General features: G+C 37.5%; 17 protein-coding genes. 1 reads left to right on the top strand and 16 read right to left on the bottom strand.

Annotated elements, in window-relative coordinates; genetic code table 11:
- Window positions 1–13 precede the first annotated feature (13 nt).
- The 3 genes from IW22_RS24065 to IW22_RS23800 form a co-directional block, all read right to left on the bottom strand.
- Entirely contained in the window at window positions 14–172 is a 159-nt protein-coding gene (locus tag IW22_RS24065) for a T9SS type A sorting domain-containing protein (RefSeq protein ID WP_081873981.1), read from the bottom strand.
- A gap of 1,285 nt (window positions 173–1,457) precedes the next feature.
- Window positions 1,458–2,882, bottom strand: a complete 1,425-nt coding sequence (locus tag IW22_RS23805; RefSeq protein WP_051891311.1) for a tetratricopeptide repeat protein — start codon at window positions 2,880–2,882, stop codon at window positions 1,458–1,460.
- A gap of 76 nt (window positions 2,883–2,958) precedes the next feature.
- Window positions 2,959–4,392: a tetratricopeptide repeat protein gene (locus IW22_RS23800; RefSeq protein WP_131401766.1), complete on the bottom strand. Its 1,434-nt coding sequence runs from the start codon at window positions 4,390–4,392 to the stop codon at window positions 2,959–2,961.
- A gap of 327 nt (window positions 4,393–4,719) precedes the next feature.
- Here IW22_RS23800 and IW22_RS18930 point away from each other — a divergent pair, with 327 nt between their 5' ends.
- Entirely contained in the window at window positions 4,720–5,211 is a 492-nt protein-coding gene (locus tag IW22_RS18930) for a GNAT family N-acetyltransferase (RefSeq protein WP_034729690.1), read from the top strand.
- A 147-nt stretch (window positions 5,212–5,358) separates the two neighbouring features.
- On the opposite strand, the gene IW22_RS18925 is transcribed toward IW22_RS18930, so the two are convergent.
- The 13 genes from IW22_RS18925 to IW22_RS18865 all read right to left on the bottom strand — a co-directional run bounded on the left by IW22_RS18925 (window position 5,359) and on the right by IW22_RS18865 (window position 22,177).
- A complete protein-coding gene (locus IW22_RS18925) occupies window positions 5,359–8,469 on the bottom strand; it encodes a lantibiotic dehydratase (protein WP_034729687.1) in 3,111 nt (1,036 codons plus the stop codon).
- A complete protein-coding gene (locus IW22_RS18920; protein WP_034729684.1) occupies window positions 8,459–9,664 on the bottom strand; it encodes a lanthionine synthetase C family protein in 1,206 nt (401 codons plus the stop codon). Before IW22_RS18920 ends, IW22_RS18925 begins: the two co-directional genes overlap by 11 nt.
- Window positions 9,648–9,812 (bottom strand): hypothetical protein, encoded by a 165-nt coding sequence (locus tag IW22_RS24475; RefSeq protein WP_165571910.1) that lies wholly within the window; start codon window positions 9,810–9,812, stop codon window positions 9,648–9,650. Before IW22_RS24475 ends, IW22_RS18920 begins: the two co-directional genes overlap by 17 nt.
- Window positions 9,813–9,868: 56 nt before the next feature.
- On the bottom strand, window positions 9,869–11,578 hold the full coding sequence (locus IW22_RS18910; protein WP_131401765.1) for a S41 family peptidase: 1,710 nt from the start codon (window positions 11,576–11,578) through the stop codon (window positions 9,869–9,871).
- Between the two features lie 100 nt (window positions 11,579–11,678).
- Entirely contained in the window at window positions 11,679–11,903 is a 225-nt protein-coding gene (locus IW22_RS18905) for a hypothetical protein (RefSeq protein ID WP_034729675.1), read from the bottom strand.
- Window positions 11,904–12,369: 466 nt separating this feature from the next.
- Entirely contained in the window at window positions 12,370–15,855 is a 3,486-nt protein-coding gene (locus tag IW22_RS18900; protein WP_034729671.1) for a DUF2723 domain-containing protein, read from the bottom strand.
- A gap of 71 nt (window positions 15,856–15,926) precedes the next feature.
- Window positions 15,927–16,862 carry a hypothetical protein gene (locus tag IW22_RS18895; RefSeq protein ID WP_034729789.1) on the bottom strand — a complete coding sequence of 312 codons (936 nt, stop codon included), beginning with the start codon at window positions 16,860–16,862 and terminating at the stop codon, window positions 15,927–15,929.
- 88 nt (window positions 16,863–16,950) lie between these two features.
- Window positions 16,951–17,493: a helix-turn-helix domain-containing protein gene (locus IW22_RS18890; RefSeq protein WP_034729668.1), complete on the bottom strand. Its 543-nt coding sequence runs from the start codon at window positions 17,491–17,493 to the stop codon at window positions 16,951–16,953.
- Between the two features lie 26 nt (window positions 17,494–17,519).
- Window positions 17,520–18,377 carry a DUF4240 domain-containing protein gene (locus IW22_RS18885; RefSeq protein ID WP_034729665.1) on the bottom strand — a complete coding sequence of 286 codons (858 nt, stop codon included), beginning with the start codon at window positions 18,375–18,377 and terminating at the stop codon, window positions 17,520–17,522.
- A 361-nt stretch (window positions 18,378–18,738) separates the two neighbouring features.
- A complete protein-coding gene (locus IW22_RS18880; protein ID WP_034729662.1) occupies window positions 18,739–19,527 on the bottom strand; it encodes an SDR family oxidoreductase in 789 nt (262 codons plus the stop codon).
- Between the two features lie 99 nt (window positions 19,528–19,626).
- Window positions 19,627–20,793 carry a cytochrome-c peroxidase gene (locus tag IW22_RS18875; RefSeq protein WP_034729659.1) on the bottom strand — a complete coding sequence of 389 codons (1,167 nt, stop codon included), beginning with the start codon at window positions 20,791–20,793 and terminating at the stop codon, window positions 19,627–19,629.
- A gap of 324 nt (window positions 20,794–21,117) precedes the next feature.
- A complete protein-coding gene (locus IW22_RS18870; protein ID WP_034729655.1) occupies window positions 21,118–21,516 on the bottom strand; it encodes a RidA family protein in 399 nt (132 codons plus the stop codon).
- Window positions 21,517–21,613: 97 nt separating this feature from the next.
- Window positions 21,614–22,177 (bottom strand): Crp/Fnr family transcriptional regulator, encoded by a 564-nt coding sequence (locus IW22_RS18865; protein ID WP_034729651.1) that lies wholly within the window; start codon window positions 22,175–22,177, stop codon window positions 21,614–21,616.
- Between the last annotated feature and the right edge of the window lie 192 nt (window positions 22,178–22,369).

Below are 22,369 nucleotides of genomic sequence, written 5' to 3'. Positions count from 1 at the left end.
AGCATCTCATTTTTTATTTCTTAATCAGCCTGGTGCTGTAAGTTTCAGTCTCGCTGGTAATTGAAATGATGTACACTCCTTTAACCAATGCTGCCAAATTAGTTTTCTGTCCTTCCAGTTTCCCTTCCAGTACCAGTCTTCCGTCTGCACTGTCAAACCTCAGAAACTTCAATTAAAAAAATAAATCTATCATTATTGAAGCGAAACCATTATAAATCCGCCTACTACTCAGATACTTCGTGAAGATAAAACGCTTATTTACAGATCATTAAAAACTAGTCACAATTGACTATACTTAACATTATCCCTGGGATTTGCCGGAAAAGCCTGAAACCATTAGCAAAATTAAGAATATCTGAAACTGAGTTCTTGCCTGAGAGTTTCGGGATGCGGGTTGTTTTGGTTGTGGGCTTTTGTCAGTTGCGGTTGAAATACATTGCTCATTTCTGCTTTGTAGTCATTAAGTTAATGAATACAGCTTGTGATATCTGATATCTTGTGTCTGCTATACAAATTCACTATTCACTTGCGAAGCAAAATTCACCATTGATATTTTTAAAAGTCTCATGTCTCGTGTCTGAAATCTGACGTCTGGCATCTTGGCTCTTGAATCTTGAATCTATCTTCCATCTCAATCTTAGTCTCACCTTAACCTTAACCTTAACCTTAACCTTAACCTTAACCTTAACCTTAACCTTAACCTTAACCATAAACCTCTCTTAATTCTCCGGTCCTTAATGATCTTAAAAATAAAAAAGCTACCTGACAGAGCCGGGCAGCAATTCCTAATTTTTATTAATGAGAACAATTCAAAAATCATCCTTTTCAAAATTCTTACATATAGAATTTAAAACCAAAAATTAACACTCTACTTATATACTACTCCAAAAACAAGTAGCAATATTTAAATAAAATTAAAAATGGGGCAATTTTGACAGTTATCCATTAAGATTACAGTCTGTCAGCTTTAAAAACCACATTTTACCGTCATTAGACTTCTAAAAACCAGCAAGATACAGCTATTAAAATCCAGTTCGTCGTATCATTAAAAATTAATCATATTTTGATAATTAATGAAAAAAAATAACAATGTAGTACCCATGTAGTATAATATTTTTTCTATTTTCTTAATAAAAAGTGCAAATTTGAAACTACAAACAACAAGTGATGAAATTGGTTTTCAGTTATGATGGAAAAAAATATTTCGAAGGCTGTCTGATATGATCAGGCAGTTTTTTTGTCCAAAAATGTGGGATGCTGAAGATGGAAGTTATAGAGTGTACAAGGTACGGGTTTCGGGTTTTAGAGTTTCGGGTTGAGATAGCGCTGCGGGTTGCTGAAGTTCGTGTTCCAAATTTGAGCATTTAATCTCAGTTTAAACCTTGGCCTCAATCTTAGTCTGAAATATATCATCCTCTCTCAACCCGAATCTGGACCCGGAAAATCCGAAACCTATCTCACACCAAACTGTCGAAAAACTGATAGGTATCTGTTTCTGTAGGGATGTTCAGTTTTTTTCTGAGTCTGTATTTTTTCTGCTGAACAGATCTTGGCTGAACAGAAGTGTAGCTGGCGATTTCTTTAGATGTAAAATGAAGTTTCAGCATGGCACAAAAAACCAGGTCTGAATTTTCAAGCTCCGGGTTTACAGCCAGTACATTTTCAATGAAACCGGGATAAGCTTCTCTAAAACTGTCTAAAAACGAAGGATCATTCTTCCTCGCCAGTTCTAAAACCTCTTCCTGGCTGTTGTCGTGCATCTGATTTTTCAGCTGCTCTGCTTCACGTTTAAGCATTTTTCTTTTTTCCTTCAACTGCTTGATGGTTTTCCAAAGGTACATGGCTACCAGCGAAAGAATAAATACAGACACAATGCACAAAAGCAATACCTTGCTTCTATGCTGTTCAGAATCGGTCTCTGTTTCAGTGATAAAACCTTCCATATCATGATTGATGGCTTCCAGCAAAGCTGTGTCAGATTTGTTTCTTTCCTCAGTATAAGCCTGCAGATATAAAAGCGCTTTTTCTTTGTCCCCCATACCTTCATACAGAGATTTAAGATCTGTATAGACATATTTGGTGTACTGAGCAAAGACATATTTCGTTTTCTTATTGATTTCCAAGGCTTTCAACAGTGACTTCTCGGCTTTATCATACTGTTTGGTGATCATATAATATTCACCTAGAACGGTATTAGCATTAAGCGCGACCCCATCCGTCCTACCCTGCCGGTTGGATTTTTCCGCTATTGTGGAGAGATAAATCCGCGCTGAATCCATATTTTTAAAACCATACAGATAGAGATCACCAATGGCACATTCTACCCGTCCTGAATGGTCTAATTTTCCTGCTTTACGGAAATATTCCAGCGCAGGATCATACATTTTCTTCCGGTAAAAATAGTCTCCACGTTTGTAGTATATTTTAAAAAGAACATCATTGCGGAAGGGAGAATTTTTCGTATCTTTTATATAATTCATTGCCAGCGCATTATACTCAAAAGACTTATCAAGCCGCTTGAGGTGAAGCTGGAAATTGCTAAAGTCATTGTAAAATTTGGCTCTGTGAATATTACTTTTTGAATATTTAAGGATTTTCTCTGCTTTATTAAAGAAAAATTCAGCCCTCTTATAGTTTTCAAGGGGCAGATTTACATTGCCGAGATTCAGGAAACACAGTGCTTTTCCTTCTTCATATCCTTTTTTTTCCGCTTTTTGATAATAGTCTTTATTCAGTTTTACCAAAGCATCATAATCACCGGCAAGACGCAGCTGCTCATTCTGTTTCAGTAAAGGAGTATCGAAATCCTTTTCATAGCGATGGGAATCCGTACTGCAAGAAAGGAGGATGAAAAATAGTGCGAAAATAAGACAGCGTATCATGATACGTTTTTGTATATAGTTATTTCAATCCATAAAGGTATAAAACCATTGTCCCGGCTCCAAAACAAAACAGGGTTTAAACAGCATCTAAAAATTCATAAATATCCTGATCTCCTTCAATATTCAGTTTTTTTCTAAGCCTGTATTTTTTCTGCTGAATAGATTTATGCTGTACAAAAGTATAATCCGCTATTTCCTTAGAGGTGAAATGCAGCTTCAGCAGGGCACAGAAAGCCAGTTCTGAATTTTCAAGATCAGGGTTAATAGTCAGCAAACTGCTGATAAACTCAGGATGCAGTTCTTTAAATTTCATCAGGAATGAAGAATCATTATTTTTAGCCAGATCCGTTACTTCCTGAAGTTTCTTTTCATATACGCGGTTTTTCAGCGTGTCGGTTTCCGTTTTCAGACTTCTTTTTCTGTGTTTTAAATGCTGTATATTTTTCCAGACAGACATCCCTGATACGGAAATGATAATAAGGGACAGAATTCCGATAATCCACAGATCGTTTTCCCGTTTATCCGATTCTTTTTTAGCCTCGGATATAAAACTGTCCGTAGTGGTATTGATGGCTGCAAATCTGGCTTCGGCGAGTCTGCCATCTTCTTCAAGGTATTTATTGAGATAGAAATAAGCCTTTTCACTGTCTTTTTTCTTTTTGTAAAGATCTGCAAGCGCTTTGTATACCTCTTTTATGTGAAAAGAATAGGTAAGCCTGGTTTTTATACTGAGTTCCAGTGCGTTTTTCAGCATTTTCTCAGCTTCGTCATAATGGTTGATTTTATTATTGTAATACCCGACTGTATAATAGATCCAAAGTCTTTCAATATCAGGTGTTTTATGACGGTTCATCATATCTTCTGCCCGTAATGCATATATTCCCGCAGAGTCCAATTTGTTGGTATAGAGATGATATTGGGCCATCATACAGTTGGAATACGCGGATTTCTCCAAAGCATTTCCTTTGTGAAAATTTTTCAGTGAGTTTCCAAACTGTCCTTTCCATGCAAAATAGGTTCCCCGGTTGATATAAATTCGCGGCATCAGCCTCTTTTTAAGTTTTGAATCCGGTGCTTTTTTCAAGGAATAAAGTGCAGAATCACTATAGATAACTGCTTTGTCATATTGTTTGAGATGGGAATAGTAATGCGCGTAGCTGTCATAAAATTTAGCCTTGTGAAAATTATTTTCTGATTTCTTTAGACTTTCTCCGGCTTTATCCAGAAGAATGTGAGCTCTTTCATAGTCTCCTTCTGTAGAATTGACATTGGCCACATTGAGAAAGCAAAGCCCTTTCCCCTCTTCATAGCCCATTCTGCCTGCTTTTTTAAAATATTCACCATTCAACTGAACGAGTGCTTCAAATTCACCTGAAGCATTCATTTCATTATTCTGTGTGATCAAAGGCAGATCATAGTCTTCTGTATGGTTGTAGGTAGAAGTCTGGTTGCATGAAATAATAGTACATAATATAATCATCCGTAGGGTGCGGACTATCAATTTTTTCATAGTAGGATGGTATTCATATACAATTTATCCGTTATTTTTTCCAGGATTATGCCTTTCTATGCAACTTGTAGTTTTTTCAATGTCTAACAGCCCGTATTAAACATATTAATGGTTTATTCGTTTTTTCGTTATAAATATATGCAAATTTAAGCTTTTAATTAAATAAAAAACAGAAAACAAAAATACTAATTAGAAGTATTCTTATTAAATATGTTAATTAAAAAAGAGAATAATTTGTTTTTTATTAAAAAGAATGATTTTATTTTAAAAATATTTTCTCAAATTTAATAGATAATACGAAAAAATTAATTAAAATTTTTAATCTACATGAATATTAAAAATCGTTTTCTCTTACCTCACGAAAGTAAAAATTACAGAATCATCCGGCTGGAAAGTCTGAAAAAATTTCCGGAATCATTCGGGGCTGTTTACCAGGAAGCGTTACAAATTGAAAAGTTCAGAATGGAATCTGATATAGAAAATCAGACTCAGGACAGATTTGTGGTTGGGGCATTTTCTGACGATGAACTGATCGGGATCTGTGCTTTTGTAAAAGAGGAAAACCATACAGGAAGTATCTATCAGATGTATGTGAAAGAACATTTTCAGGGGAAAAATATTGGTTGGGGATTAATTCAGGCTGTGATTGGAGAAGCTTCTGAAAGATTTCCCGACATCACTATTTTTCTGGAAGTAACCGATAAAAATGAAAAAGCCTATAATCTGTATAAAAAAATAGGGTTTACAGAAGTCATTGGTGATAACGGAAAACAAGAAAATTCCGGCAACACTCAACTTTATCTTCATACAGCAGACTAAATTAGACTGACTAAGGGTTAAGAAAATTAAGATTACAAGGTTAAAGGTTTCTGTTGATATCCTTGGCAAGGATTCCCTACGATATAAGGATAAAAAAAGTCCACCGAATCGGAGATTCGATGGACTTTCAACTTATTTTTCAATTATTTAAACAACAGGAGTTTCCTTTACAGATGTCTTTTTATTCAACTGGGTTTTGTAGAACTTCAGCATGAAATTGTAAATCACCAGTTCCTGCTTTCTATGCTGGGAAACAAGCAGCCTGTTAAAGAACATATGAATTAAGCTTCCCACGTAACTGTTGCGGTCTTCTGTGCCCTTTTCACTTAAAAGATTATCAAGCGAGAAAGAATTCAGGAATGAATCAAGCAGTCTGTAAACATTGGCTAATTCATTATTTTCCAAACCAATAGAGCTGTGAATTGCCTGTTCGGAAGACTTATATTTTGTCGCTATTACTTTTGTCAGGGCTTTGTTGGAATTGAACTCCTGATTGAACTGGCTGCTTAACTGAGTGAAAAATTCCATTTTCCCATCCAGCGTATAAGCGAACTTATCCATCAGTTTATCTATGAAAACAGTTCCCGCAAGCCATCGGTCTTCAAACCCGATTTCTTCCAGCTCTCTCAACAGAAGCATGACCATGGTACTCTCTTTACCGAAATAGGTTTCAGAGAATTCAATGCCGGCATAGTCATATCTTTCGAGTTCTCTTTTGTAGGTAGTGATCTCAAATGACTTGATGATATCCTGCTCTATGTATGTTCCCATCGCTTCACGGATATGGGCAAACAAATCATTGTATACCTCATAGTTTTTGATGAAATACCTCAGCCTGATGTGGGTTCCGTTTTCATTATACCGTATAAAGAAGAAATTATTGATCAGATCTTTTTCAAACAATTTTCCGTTCAGTTCAAAAAGCTCATTCCTAAGTAGGGAATCCATTTGTTGTTCGCCCGTGTAAATATTCATGTATAAACATTCTGACAGCGGAGACAGCTTGGAACGGTTTTCGGAAAGGTCTTTAAACTCGAAATTCTGTTTTTTATCCTGTATAATAACAGGAATCAGGAGCTCAGAATAAAAGGGCTTTTTATCCGGGTTCACCACATTGGAGTTTTCTGTAACGAGATCTTCAACCAGGGTAATTTTCTCCTTTTTTGCAATCATAGAAACGAAAAGACGGATAAAAACGTCAGAAGAAAGATCAAAAAGAAGCTTATTATCTCCTTCCACAAGATAAACATGATCCGGAATTTTCCATTCTTCTTTGAATTTTTTGAATTCTGAGAAAAGATTTTCGTCTTTTGCCTTTAAAAAGGTAAGATCTGTCTGGTTCAGATTCCAAGCAGCTTCTTTAACGATTATTTTTTCAATTTTAACACGAGGGGTAAACTTGGCAAAGGAATCGATAAAGCCCCATGAAAAGCTGATCGAGCAATCCCACTGTACCTGAATCAGCGACAGGAATCTGTAAATATGAGACAGGTTCTGCAGCTGGAAATTATGGGAATTACTCAAACGCGGAACGATGATCTTTCCTGTATTTTTATTTCTTAAAATCACCTCTTCACTTCGTATGGAAATGGTAATATCAGACAGTTTTATAGTATTTTTGCCCGTATCTGACGGAGCCGGAATATTGATCAGGATCTCGTCTTTCAGATAGTTTTCCCTCACCACTAGATTTCCATGCCTTAAACTTGGCAGATCTACAATTTCTGCATATTCTACTGATTCATGCAGGTTTTCATATTCTATTTCAACAATTTTTTCGGCCAGCTTCTGCAGCTTTTCAGAGCCGTGCGTAAATCTCCCCATATTATTGACCGCACTGGAACCGAATGCCCCATGAATAGCCGTTACTGTCTGACCCTTCTGATCTTTAAACAGCGACATATTACAGTTCAGCGTCTGGCTGAAAACCCTTGAATAGGAAGGTTTGAATTTTGCACATTCCTCTTTCGTCAGGACAACCTCAGTTTTCCCAAACTGTAAAGCATTTTGGTATTTACTGAACAGATATTGATCTACTTCTGTAAATTTATAATCCTTTCCTCCTCCGGTCTGAAAAAGAATTCCATCCAGAAATGGTGTGGAGATGCTGCTTACACGATCTGTAAAGATACCCAGCTCCGGATCAATCACATGTAAAAGCGGAAGTTCCGATTCTCCGTATTTATCTTTAAATTCATCAATAAACTGGGTCAGTGAAGGATCTTTTTCTTTCCGTCTGGAATTCAGGTAGGAAAGTGAAAAGAGTGTATTTTTTACATTATGAAAGACTTTGCTGCCAATCTCTGCCTCACCGTCTCTGAAGCTGGTAACATCAATATTCTGCATCTCATTCAGAATCAGATCCTCCAGCTTTTCTGATGATCCTGCTTCTGATTCTTTGATCCCGTTTTTAAGATCATCCTGAAGCTGCGTCACTTCTTCAACAATCTGATTAACCGTTTTTTCCTGTCCCTTTATTGAAATAACTTCTCCGTTATCTTTAAATTTTTTCAATTTTTCTATGAATGCCTCTACGTAATGATTGGTGGCAGGCGACGGGAAAATATCCATCAGCAGGGCATTATTTTCAATCAGTTCATCAAGGTATTCCTCTACTTCTTCCTTTTCGTAGCCTTCTTCCTGAAGCTTTGCTGACAGATCTTCAAAATAGATTCCCTGTCCGCTTTCTGAAAAGATATATTCCAGAACATCGTTGGACGCTACTGATGACAGTCTGTAATTCATAGAATAAGGCTTGATATACAGCTCATTGTACCGAATATCTTCAGCAATCTTGAAAGCCGTTTGATTGGGATACAGAAAACTGTACTTCCACAGATTTTTGCTGCTGCTGATTTCTCTGCTTAATTCATAGATGTAGCTCAGGCTTATTCTCATACGGATTTCGCTCTCCTCTATCTGCACGGAAAATGCATCACCTCCTTCTTTAAAATCACAAACCCCATAAGTAGAAAACAGCCCGAACGGTGTAGATCTGGAGCAGTATCTTACATAATATTTTATATAGCTGAAAAACATTTTCTCCGGAAGATCTTTGGTCTCTAAGGCTTTTGTAATTTCCTCAAATAAATTTTTTGTAGCATACAGAAGCGCCAGTCTGAAGTGTCCTGTAAAGGTTTTCTCCACAAATTCCAACCCTTCTGTAGCAATATCTTTAATCTCACGGATAGGTTTAAGATCATCAACAGACCCGATGGGTGTCCTGAGGATCATTTTATCTATAAATTCAATGTTCATGGTCTAGTAAAAATAGTTTTTCTAATGGGTTTTTATAGTCTTTATGGGTTACGGCATAGAGTTGCAGCAGCAGTCCTGTACGTCCTTCCAGAATGGTATCCTGCTCTATCCAACCTTCACTGCCCAGCCATGTTCTCATCCCGGTTTCCGGATGGCTGCCAATGCTAAGGGTATCCTGGGTCCAGAAATCTGTAGCTTTTTTAAAGGCTTCATTTCCGGTAACTCTGTACAAATAATGATACATCATGATCAGCCCTGAGCTGCCGTGGCATAAGAACACATCTACAACGCCTGTTTTTCCGTATTCTCTTTCCGTAGTTTTTAAAAGTATTTTTTCAGCTTCGGAAACACTTTCTTCATTTCCCAGTGCCTTTCCGTAATGGAGCATCGCAATCCCTACACTCAAGTCGCCATAGCACCAGGCCAGACGGCTGCTGTCTGTGGCAATACGTTCTCCGTCGCGTACAGTGATAAAATTCGGGAAGCTTGAACCGTCGTAATCCCCCTGTACGGATCTGATGAAATTGTAGGACTTATCCAACATTTCTTTGATGATTTCCTTTTCAATACCAGCCGTGTACACATTACTGAGCAGACTTATGATACTTGGAATTCCATGGGCAAAACCAAATGAAAAGCCTTCCACTTTACTGTAAAGCCCTTTTGATATCCAGGCAATTTTATCTTCGTCAACTGGTACTGACAGGGATTTCAGCAGGTGAACGACCGTGATGATTCTATCTTTTATTTTATGTTTAAAATCATCATCCGTGCTGAAGGAATACAGCTCAAGGCATAAGAACAGAACACCCATAAAACCATGCAGATAATCGAAATTTCTTTTTCCTGCATAATACTCCAGAAGATCATCGGCATATTCAGGGAATTCTTCGAAAGATTCTTCTATAGGCTCATCAAAATATTCGTTTTTGGTAAGATAAAAGATCAGATAATAGATGCCTACAGAACCGGAGCATAAAGAAAAGACCTTGTCTTCCTGCAACCCGTTGAGGGATTTATCCAGATAATGTTCAAATTTCTCAAATGCTTCACTGTCATTAAACAGCTTATGTTTTTCAAAATAATACAGGGCCAGTCCGGGATATCCGGTGAAAATGCCCAGATCTACAATATCTTCTTTGATCTCTTTTTCACAGATTCTGATCAGTGTATTAAGTTCATCTAGTTTTTCCATGCAGCATTTTTTTTCTGATCAGATAAGCAATATAATAAATCACCAACAGTACAATAAACAGAATCATTGTTCCGAAAGCCACTTCCATGGTAGATTCGGAGTTTCTGTATATTTCTATCAGTGAAACAGTTTCATAATCTAAGTACATTAATAAGTTTACCGTGATAAAACTTATCAAAAAAAGGGTTAATATACGTTTGGTTTTCATAGTTTTTTGTTGATATAATTAATAGCTTCTTGCAGCTGAATATCCTCACCTTTCATTAAAGAAGCTGAATTTTCCTGAACCAGAATATCAGGTCTGATTCCCGTTCTCTGAGTGGCACTGTAATCAGGCAGCAGTACCCCTATTCCGCTCATCCGGATCTTTGTTTTTCCGGGTAGCTTGATCACCATCACATTTCCGTTGGTTCCTGCTGTATAATCGCCTAAAGTAACTGAGTTTTTTATTGATTTCATAGCCAGAAGCATACTTTCGCCCTGACTTTGGGTATATTCATTGATCAAAATAACCACTGGTGCCGTGTATGCGTCTTTTTTAGCATCAGGAATATGCATTTCGTTTTCTATGGTCCTCATCATTCCGGGATAGGTGACATCTGCCCGGTATAAATTCATGGTTTGAAAAGGCCTGGTATCGAAATACTTCAGAAAATCTACAGCAATTTCATTAGGATAAGCCCTTACATCAAAAATAATGGCCTTAGCATTGCTGATTTTCTCAAAAGAAACTCTGAAATTTCCGGAAAAGATATCATTGATCCTGATATAACCGATATTCTTGTCTATCATTTTTGACACCGCCTTTCCTGCATTGCTTTTATACTGTTTTTCTTCAGTTTCTCTTGCGGTATTGATATGCGTTAAATGTTCCTGAACGGTAATCATTCTGTTTTGCCTTACAATCTCGAGCTTAGCTGTTTTCTTTTTGGAAAGCAACAGTAAACGATTGATATCACGGCTTAAAACAATGTCATTGGAACCTGAAGTTTTTTCTTTTAAACTGTCCTGAACCGAAATAATATTCTTCCCGTTAATCGTCAATATTTCATCACCTTTTTTGAGTGCACTCTGAACAGAATTTACAATAAAACCTTTTACAAAAGTTCTTCCTTCTATTGTTTTTAAAACAGCATTACCAACATATTTTCCGTCGTACTCATCAGAATCTCCCATTTTGACGGCAACATGACTGTCTTTTAACCGGGAACCGAAAATCTGAACCGCTGCATAATATTTTTGCTCAGTGTCAGCATTGATGAATACAGGCAGCATTTCAAAAAAGACATGATTCCAGTTTTCGGAAATAGTTTGAAAATAAGGATAATAATAACGGGTAATATTCCACAGCTTGCATAAGGAAAGGAAACGTTGTGCAGGTGTTGTTTTTGATTCGTCATAAAACAAAGAATCATCTTCAAAGCTTAATTCCCCATTGTCTTCAGCTGTTACCAATCTTTCTCCGGATTTCTGGTAAGATGCAGCAATAAAGTCTATTAAATTTCTTTTATTTTCCTGATTAATGATTTCGGAATTTTCAATCCAGTTTTCATCCGGTAGAAAACCGATATAGGATGGATGGACATCAGACTGATTATTTGCTGGCAATTGAAGATCCCGGGAGATTAAGAGATTTAGACCAGCTTTGCCCGTCATGATTTTCCCATATGCTTTGATAAGCGAGACATCGGACGACCGGATGAGATCGCGGTCGGATGAATGGTATTTTATAAGACCCCAGACTTTACACAATTCCAAAAGTTCTTTCTCTTTTCCTGCAGCAGAATCGCTTCCCACACTCTGAATGGTATTGTAGAAAAGGGTCGTACCTTCTTTCGGTGCATTTCTTTTACTGAAAAAAAAGATCCCGATCAAAACCGAAACAAGAATTCCGAAAAAAAATTTGAGTTTCATAAAATTAGCAGCTAAGAAGTTCCTCGCAGTATATCCATATAAAAACACAGATGATCTGTTAATTAAAACAAATCATCTGCAGCCAATAATTAGCTATTTTTTACCACTTAGTACTGTGGAAGAAACCACACCATGTACAAGCTTTTCTGAAAGTTGTAGAACCTCCGTCGAAACACTTGTCATTAAATGTTGGGGTGTCAAAATCTTTGGAAACACCTACTTCCTGCTCCATTCCTAATTCACCTCCTTTTACAGAGCTCTGTTCTACTTTTGTTAACTCATTGATAACTTTCTTATCAAATTTAAGTTTTGTTAATTTTTTCATGGTTGTTAATTATTTTAATTGCAAAACAAAAATAAAAAAATATTTTACATACAAAACAAAAAATCACGAAACAGGGAGGAATGCCGGTTATTCCGGTTCGATGCAGGTTTCTTCTGGCAGGCTATTTCATAAAGTATTTCATATCACAAATCACCTGCATTAAGCCACAGCAAAGGGAAAAACAATAATTGGTGAAAATATTTACTTACTAAAAATAACAGAATTTACTCCTTAAAAAAAATTAAAAAAAAATTAAAATCTGAACTAAAATAAGGTGACAATCGGTCTTTTGGCTGATTTTTCAGCTCAGCTGACTCCCATTATTTCACCGAATACATAGATCAGGACTCAGAATTTTCTTCAATCATCCGGTTTTTAGTTTTGGCTTTACACGAAAAATCCGCCAAATTGTGATTTGACGGATTTTGGATCTTATTGAAATACTCTACTTAAAGAAGTATCTATTTTACTGTGTGACCTTAATCATAGCCTTAGTAATCTGATCTTCTTTTTCTTTTGAATAGGTGGAATCAAAAGGCTGCATCACATCGAACAGATATTGATAGAAAGGAGTAATTTTCTGTACATTTTCGGATTCCTTCGTCGCTTTTTCTTTGCCCATCTGCTGTAATTCTTTGATGAAAACATTGAATTTTTTATCAATTGGCTCTATAGATTTCACAAGGTAAGCATACGCTTTCTCATTCTGTCCCATTTTTTTATACGCATCTGTGACTGCTGCTACCACCATAGAATATTCCATCGGCTTCACTCTCATCTGTCTGGCGGACTGCTTCTGGAATGTTGGAGAAAGGCTCAGGTAATAATCATATTCTTCGAAAATTTCTTTCTTCAGAATTTCAGCCAGCTGAAGGCCTTTTTTCTCCTGTCCAGCCATGATATATCCTGTTACCACAGAACTCAGCGAACGCGGATCATTGTATTTTTCTGCCGGAATTTCTTTTGAAACCAGGTCTAATATTTCCAACGCTTTTCCTTTTTGTCCGCTCAATGCCAGTGCTGAAGCGGCTCTTCCTGCTGCCATTCTGTACACCATGATATTGGATGTGGCGGCTTCGTCATAATGAATACTGAGGTCTTTAAAATTCCCCCATCTGAAATTTTTCACCGCATTATATAAAGAATTCACATCTACCCTTCCCATGTCACCGTCCGGGCTTGGAGCCGTATGAACAGGCACCAGCTTGTAGCTGAAACCTTCAAACTGCAGATATTCATCCAGATAGAAAATATTCTCGCTGTCATAAACTCCTCCTGATGAAAAGTTGATAGGACGTTTCCAGTCAAAATTGGCCAGCATATCCATCATCATAAGGTTGTTTTTGTAAAGGGTATTTCCTTTATAAGTAATCATGATCTGTTTGACAACGTTCGGAAGATCAGCTTGAGTGATAATTCCTGCCTTTAATGCATTTTCCTTATTCACCGGAAGGATGAATTTATTGACCGGAAGGATATTGTACTCCTCAAATTTTTCCTCACCAAAGTACATTTTTAAAAGATGATCTTTTTCAGAAGATTTAAATTTTAAAAAGCTCATCGCTTCTTTCAACGTCATAGAATCCTGAGTAAGGTATTTTCTAAAGGCCCCGAATTCTGTATCCGGAACGCCCTGTTCTTTTAACATTGAGAAAACGCCTTCCCAATCCTCTTTTTTCATCATATAAATCTGGTCGTTCACCCCATCTCTGTAATCATCGTGAGTCAGCTGGGTAGGAATTCCTGTTGCATTATAAGTCTTTCTTTTCACCTGATCAATATACCACGGAGTTGCTAAAAGCGTAAAGTTGACTGTTTTCACATCATCCCGGAAGCGTTCTGTCTCCTGAATAGCCCACACCGGGAACGTATCGTTGTCTCCATAGATGAAGATAATATCATCTTTAGAAACTGATTTTAGGAATGAATAGGCATAATCCCTCGCCGCTGATTTTTTGCTTCGGTCATGCGGTACATAGTTCTGGAAGCCCATCATAAAAGGAATACCCAATAATACGACACCTAAAACAAGATTAATGGAATTGGATTTTACTTTGGACTGGATAAACCATAAAACAGCACCAGCTCCAAGCCCTATCCAGATAGCAAATGCATAGAACGAACCAACCATTGCATAATCTCTTTCCCTTACTTCAAATGGTTTTACTCCAGTGTAGAAAACAATCCCGAAACTGGTTAAAACAAATAGTGAAAGAAGTGCGTAGAATCTTCCGAAGTCTCTGTTCAACTGGAAGAAAAATCCGATCAGTCCTAATATCAAGGGTAAAAAGAAGAACTTCACCGTGCTGTCATTTTTAAATTTAGCAGGTATTTTATCCTGATTTCCCAGCAAAGCATTGTCTATAAAAGAAATTCCTGAGATCCAGTTTCCTCTCGTGTTTTCCATTTTCCCTTCAAGGTCATTCTGTCTTCCCACGAAGTTCCACATCAGGTATCTTACAAAATAATATCCATTCTGAAAGGTGATGAAATAATCCATATTCTGAGCCAGTGAAGGCTTCTGAACATTGATAAGGTTATAAGGTTTCACTTTCAGATAATCTGCTGCTGTGATGGATTTATCTTCGTATTTAGATCTTAATTCATCAAAAATCTGTTTCGCCTGAGGATTGTCTGCTACCTCTTCGTTATCGTAATTGAAAGTAAAATCCGGAGCTCCGTACATCGCAATATAATTGGCCATCACCTCCTTATCCTGGTTGAACATTCTCGGCAGTAAGCTTACCTGAGATTTACTGAAAACATAATTGAAACGGTCTCCTGTTTTTCTATAGGTTCCTGTTTTTTCATCCTTTTCATACGTTTCGCCGGTTTTTTTGGTTTTAAAACTTCCGTCTTCGTTCTTTTCCATCCCGTTAGCATCAAGAAAAGCAGTATAATTTTGGCCGTAAATGGTTGGCCAGTCACCATATTGTTCTCTGTTGTAATAGTCCAACATTCCGATCGCTGTATCCGGATCATTAAGGTTCATAGGAGGATTGGCATTGGCTCTTACAGGAATGACCATCCAGCATGAGAAACCAATAACCATATACACCACTGATAAAGCGATGGTCTGGTACACATTCTTTTTAGCTTTTCTGGCATATTTAATCAGGAAATAAGAGATAGCAACCATCAGTACAAATGCACCCACCGTTCCTGAGTGAAAAGGCAGTCCAAGTCCGTTCACAAAGAATATTTCAAGTCTTCCGAACATGGTCATGATCAACGGGAAGATAATTTTGAAAACAATGATCAAAATTCCTAATGTGATCGCATTGGCCCAGATAAAGTTTTTCCAGGTGAATTTGTAATTTCTGGCATAATATACCAGACATACGGCAGGAACCGCAAGCATACACATCATGTGAACCCCAACGGAAAGTCCCAGTATAAAAAAAATAAGGATGACCCATCTTTCATTATCAGCTGCTTTGTACTCATTTTCCCATTTGGTCACGAGCCAAACCAACAGGGCGATAAACATAGAAGCCATAGAATACACCTCCCCTTCTACCGCAGAAAACCAAAATGAATCTGAGAAGGTAAAGCACAATGCGCCTACCGCTCCTGCAAAAAGAATGGAAATTTCCTGATGTTTGGTTATTTCTTCAAAGTCTTTATTTAAAAGTCTTCTTAAAAAATGGGTAATGGTCCAGAACAGAAACAGAATCGTGAATGCGCTGAACAGGGAAGACATCGAATTGATCACTATGGCATAATTCTCTTCATTTCCCAGAGCAAATATACTGGCTACAGCTCCTACAATCTGAAACAGAGCTGCTCCGGGAGCATGCGTTACTTCAAGTTTTGAGGCGGAGGAAATATACTCGCCGCAATCCCAGAAACTGAGATAATGCTCCATCGTGGAGAAATACGTAATCAGGGCAATGGTGAATATTACCCATCCTAAAACGGTGTTCCATTTTTTAAAAGACCAGTTCTTCATATACTATGTAATTTCAATACATAGTAAGACAACCCAGACAGGTGAATTATTACATTACTATTAAAAAAATTCTATTCCACTTTAAATTTTTCGTTTTTGCAGTCTAAAATCAGTTTAGAATTAATGAAAAGCTGATTCCCTATCATTCCCTTCATACCAGAGGTTTTCATGAGAAGATTTTGCATCTGCGAAGTTCCCTCCACATAGGTCACCTCCGAAAGTTTCAGTTCACGGGTGCCAATTTTGATGCTTTGATCAGCGGGAGCAGAAATTACTGTTAATACATTTCCCCAGGAATTTCCTTTTTCTTCTTTAATTCTTCCGTTCGGCGTTCGGTATTTTCCCCATTCTTCTTTATTGGTAAGAAGTTCATAGCCGCTGGTTCCTGAGTCATAAAGCAGTTTTAATTTCTGATCTCCAATGGTTCCGGGAATCAGGATTTTTCGTTTTTTAAATTCTAATGATTCAAAACCATTTTCATCAATATTTTCGATAAATGAACAGCTTGTGTTTCTGAAATCCAGAATGACAGTTCTCTTTTCAAACAGATCGGTTCCAATGGTTCCAATGATGTGATTCGTTGTAGCATCGTTAAAGTCCACAGCATGACCATAATTCAATAATTCAAAATCAGAAGCTATGTTCATACTTCCTATGCTGAACTGCATTGAAAGCTTATTTTCGCCATTCTTAATCTGAATCTGGTCCGGAAATTTTGTACGGATGGATTCCAGTGATTTTTTATAAAACAACGTTGTAGGAGAACCGGAATCGAGCTGCATATAAAAGGTCTTTTCAATTCCTTTGAGACCGACGGGTACAAGAACTGCTGCGTGAGAGTTACCTTCTGCAACCTCCCATTTCAGCTTTATATGTTCTGCAATTCCTGAAACCTTCAGATGATTTTCCGGCGGACTGAATTTTTTGTCAAAATAGAAGTATCCACCCAATAATGACAACGTGATCAAAAGCGCAATTGATAACAAAATTTTCTTAAAGATTTTCATGTTGAAATTTTTCTGCAAGATTCAGCATTCTGATCTGATTTTCCTGCAAAAATAAGACGACATCTTTACGTCATCTTCATGTAATTAATCATAAAAAACTGTTTTTCAACTTAATACACAAGTCACCGTTTTTATTCAGGCACATCCCATTTTTGATGATAATGAGCAGCTTGACACAGAGAAATGCAATTAAAAAGATGAGGAAAAGAGGTATTTTCAGGGATAATTCCTTTTGGATAAACGGACTTACAATCATTAAAACGGAAACGATAACCGCCAGAATAATCTGAATACTCACGATATTTTTTCCTAGTTCTTTATTGATGGGATCATTGGTTTTATAAGTTAAAATTAAAGGAAATATCACTCCGCCATAAGGAATAATGAGACCGGATAAAGCAACAAGATTAATCAACTTTGCCCGGTCAATGTTGGGTGTTTCTTCATTGGAGAAGATCAGATTTTCAGGTTCTGTTTCCAAAGCTTTAGCAAGAGCTTTCAGGGTAAATCCTTTGAGAATGCTCCCCGCTTCAATCCGCTGAACCGTCCGTAAGGAAAGACCTGACCTTTCAGCAAGCTCAGTCTGAGTCATATTTTTTTTCTCCCTTAAAATTTTAACCGCATTTTTCATTTTATATGGTATAAACCGGCTTCATTCTATGAACTTCTTAATACACCTATTTCTTCAACCAGTTTCGGGTACATTGTCTGTAAATCGGCACCACCTTTTGGTTCACGGTTCATGCTGCGTTCCATGCCATCATAGTCGTTTTCAGGGTATAGTTCATACACCGTATCTTTTATGATAGATTCTTCATCTTCATGGTTTTGGGCATACGCATCATCCGCAACATAAAGCAGTCCTTCCGCCCAGCAGTCTCCAATATTAAAACTGTATTTTCCACTTACAAACGACTGAATATCCGCTTTTATATCATCAAAAAACTCTTTCCCCTTTAAGATCAGCCAGCATCTGAAATAGATAAAACCATCATCTGAAAGATAATCATCAAAGACATAGACTCCATTTTCCTTCTTAAAGTCACATTCAAGGATAATTGAAAGTTCTGCTATTTCAGCGGTATACAGTTCGCTTAACTTTTCCTGCAGTGATTTTTCAAAAAGGATCATTCTGTCCTTTCCAAACTTGGATAAATAATCGGTCAGGTTTTCAATATGTTCCTCAATATCATATTCGCTCCAGTGGGCTTTTTTATATTTGTTGGATTTCTCAATGGCTTCCCAAAAATAAATATCCGCCTTTTCATGATCCGAAAGTTCAACTTTCTGAGGAATGGCATCATTTTCCTGAATTTCAGTGTAGCCCTTTTTAATTTTCTGATGAATCAGCTTTTCAGATTCCAGAATACATTCTTTTTCGTCGGCATATTCTTTAACTGTTTCCCGGCCTTTGGTTCCGGTTTTCCCAAAAGATATTTTCTGTACATTTCCGGAACACTCAATATTCCAAAATTTGTCGGACAGTTCTTTCTGGTTGATAAAGTTTCTTTTCATAGGAGATTGTGGTGGTATTTTTATTAAAAGAAAGTGAAACTACGAAAAAACATCGGAACCGGAAAGGAAGAATGGCCTGATGATGGAGGTTTCTAATGAATAGTTAACCACAGATGGCACGGATTTTCACAGATGTTTACGTTGATTCTTTCTGGTTTTTGGGTTGTATTTTTTTTTAAACGCAAAGTTTTAATCTAAAAATGCATAGTTTCAAGGAAAGCAAAGAAGGGTGACTGCGTCACTGAATAAGCGAGCGTTTTATCCATGTTCTTCATCGAATCAATTTTAATTGATTCTCCTCTTTGCATTCCTAAAAATATGAAGTATGATATTCAAACTTTGCGTTAAAAAATCCTCTGAGTTAATATGTATTATTCAATCCCCCATCTAAAGGAATACTGGTTCCGGTAAGATAAGACGAATATTCTGATGCCAGGAAAGCTGCCAGATGCCCATATTCTTCGGTTTTTCCAAGTCTTTTCATTGGAATTTTATGTTCTCTTGCTTTTTTGATTTCTTCCTGAGATTTCCCGGTTTGCTGGGACTCATGACTGATCAGATTCTGAATACGCTCCGTATCAAAATATCCGGTTAAAATATTATTAACCGTGATCTGATGCTGCGCCACTTCATTGGATAATGTTTTGGCCCATGCAATCACTGCCGAACGGATGGAATTTGAAAGGGATAAATTATTGATAGGTTCCTTTACAGACAGTGAAGACACATTGATAATACGTCCGTTTTTCTGTTGAATCATATGTGGTAAGGCGAGTAGCGTTGTTTCACAAACTGTTTTAAAAAGAAGATCAAATGCTTTCTGATAATCATCCACGCCTTTATCTACAGCTAAACCCGGTTCCGGACCGTTGGTATTATTAACCAGAATGTCTACAGAATGACTTTCAAAATAATTAGAAATAATGGTTTTGTAGTTCTCAAAATTGGAGAAATCCGCCACGAGATACTGATGTTTCTGATCAGAGTTGATGACCGGTAGTGATGCTACCACGTTCTTAAGTTTCGTTTCATTACGAGCCATTACGGTAACATTGGCTCCACATTTGGCGAGCTCCAAAGCTATTCCTAAACCGATTCCCTGCGTAGCTGCTCCTACTAAAGCATTCTTTGAAAAAAGCTGAATATTCATGAATTGATGGTATTACTGATTGATTACAGATAAATGTAGCAAAAAAGCTTTACATTCAGATCAACGAATCTTTAATAATTATTAGATTTTGAGCTTTAATTACTGAGGAAGTGCAGGAGGAAGAACTCTTTCCGGTTTTGTAGATAAAGTCCGCAGGAATGCTTCAAGTTGAGCAATTTCTATATCAGTAAGATCCAGTAATCTCACAAAAGTTGATTTTTCTGAGGAAAGTGTAATGCCCTGATGAACTGTTGAGCGTTTTTGGGAATGTTCCGGATTTCCTCTGCTGTAAAACTGAATCACTTCTGTGAGTGTGGTCATAGAACCATTATGCATCCACGGTCCTGTTCTTGAGACTTCACGAAGACCCGGCACACGGAATTTTCCGGCATCTTCAGCTTTTTTAGTCACAAGATAACGGCCAAGATCTTCTTCTTTTGAACCTAATAAAGAAGTACCGACATTTTCAAACTGGTTATTTGAAAAGTACCCCGAACTGTGACAGTTCATGCATTGCGCCTTAGTTCTGAAAAGATGCAGCCCCATCAACTCATCATCAGAATAGAGTTCTGCTTTTCCATCAATAAACTGATCGAATTTGGAGGTTCCACTTTTTATTGTTCTTTCAAAAGCTGCTATGGCTTTGGAAATCCGGTCCTTTGATACTGTTTTATCACCAAAAGCTTTTTCAAATAATAATTCATAGCCCTTGATTTTGGCTATTTTTCCAGCGGCAAGATCGATATGACCACTCATTTCCCTTTCATCCCGGATCGGCATTTCCGACTGTTCTTCGAGAGAGGCGGCACGTCCGTCCCAGAATAGAGGTTTTGCATAGGCTACATTCAGAATGCTCATGGCATTTCGGATCCCGAGCTGTCTGTCGTGCCCGAAAGAAAAGGTTCTGTTGTCGCACCAGCCCAGTTCCGGATCGTGGCAGGACGCACAGGCAATCTGGTTGGATTTGGAAAGTCTCGGGTCGAAGAAAAGTGTTTTTCCCAAGACTGCTTTGTCTTCAGAATAGGGATTATCCGCAGGAAACTGAATGTCAGGAAGATGGCCTATTTCAGCAAAAAAGGGTTTTGCATCGGGATCTAAGATGGGTTTTGGCCATTTTGAAGCATCTCCGGAGGAATATAATTTCCTCAGCTCGGCCAGAAATGAGGCTTTCTCCCGGATTTCCTTCTGAACACTGTTGCTGAAACAGTTATTCAAAAGGGAAACCGTAAGAAATGCAATTAATATCCAGCTTAGGACACTTTTCATGAGTCATGGAGTTTCCGCAAAAATAGGGAAACTGGGTGAGATGCCAATGGGGAAAGATAGATTCTAAAGCTAAGAGCCAAGATTCAAGAGCCAAGAACCAAGACATCAGACTTCAGACAATAGATGTCAAAAATGAAACGATTATCCATTGATTTAACAACTAGCAACTAGCAACTAGCAACTAGCAACTAGCAACTAGCAACTAGCAACTAGCAAAGTTATTTTAACCAGTACACCTAAAAAGAGCAACTCAATTACTCTAAACCCCTCAAACCCTCCAACTCTCAAACTCTCAAACTCTCCAACTCATAATCCAAATTCAGGTTATTTAACAACCGTCGCTTCCAGTTCTACTTTTAACGTTTCGAATAATCCGGTTACTTCCAGCATTGTAACAGCCTGCTCGATGTTGTGCTTTGCAATCCATTCTTGAAGGATCGGGAAATGGGGCCAAAGTTCTTTCGTGGAAGTCGTATAGATATTTAATCGGACAATTCCCTTACATTCATAATCTGCAGTTCTGATCACTTCTTCCAGATTGGCTATGGCCTGTTCCAGCTGGGATTTCATGTCTTTATCACTGGAAGTTCCGTCCGGATCAATGGCGGCCTGACCGGAACAATATAAGGTTCCTGATACGTTTTTCACTTCCACTGCCTGAGAATAGCTTCTTTCCTCCTGCCATTTCCACGGATTTACGGTCCTTTTTTCTAATGTAGTCATTGAATTTTGTTTTCTGTTTACTTTACAAAATTGCTCAATAGGCACCATAAATCCGCGTGATTATGATCACGATTATCAAGTGATAAAAATCACAAAACTAAAGAGACAGACGGCTTAATGTTTCTCTGGAAACGCCAAGATAAGCAGCAAGAAGTGACTTTGGAACACGTTGGATCAGGGAGGGATATTTTTCAACCAATTGCTGATAACGTTCTTTGATTCCAACAGTCATTGATGAGATGATACGCTGCTGAGCGGAAATAAATCCCATGTAGGCCTTTTCGAGAAAGAAATGTTCCAGTTTTGGAAATGCTTCACACAGTTTTCTGTAATCTTCGAGACGGAGACACAGTACTTCGGTATCTTCTATGCATTCCAGAGACATGGATGCTTTGGTCTGTTTGTAATACGCCTGAAAATCGGTTTCCCACCAATCTTCCATGGCGAATCCTACAATATGTTCTTTGGCCGTATCATCCGTATACACGAGCTTTAATAAACCTTTGATCACAAAATAATTGCACGGCACCAACTCGCCTTCCTGAATCAGAAACTGGTGTTTTTTATATTTTTTACAGGTGAAAAATGATGAAATATGTTCAAATTCTTCATCACTCAACGGAACAATTTTCTCAATATGAGCTCTTAACTTCGTAAACATTCTAATTTTCTGATGTATAAAAGTAATATTTTTCTACGCATTATCTATGCATATTATGGTTTAGAATATACTATCATATAATTCTTTATATTTACAATGGAGACATTAAACTCCAACATTTTTTTGTTCTTCCAGCCTTCTATCTTCCAAATGCAGATGTAAAGCACAAAAGGGAAAATATAACAGTTGATC

This window comes from Chryseobacterium sp. JM1 (genome assembly GCF_000737715.1).
In the GTDB taxonomy this organism is placed as follows: domain Bacteria; phylum Bacteroidota; class Bacteroidia; order Flavobacteriales; family Weeksellaceae; genus Chryseobacterium.
The sequence above is the reverse complement of the archived record's forward strand: the minus strand, read 5'-3'. Positions and strand labels throughout refer to the sequence as shown.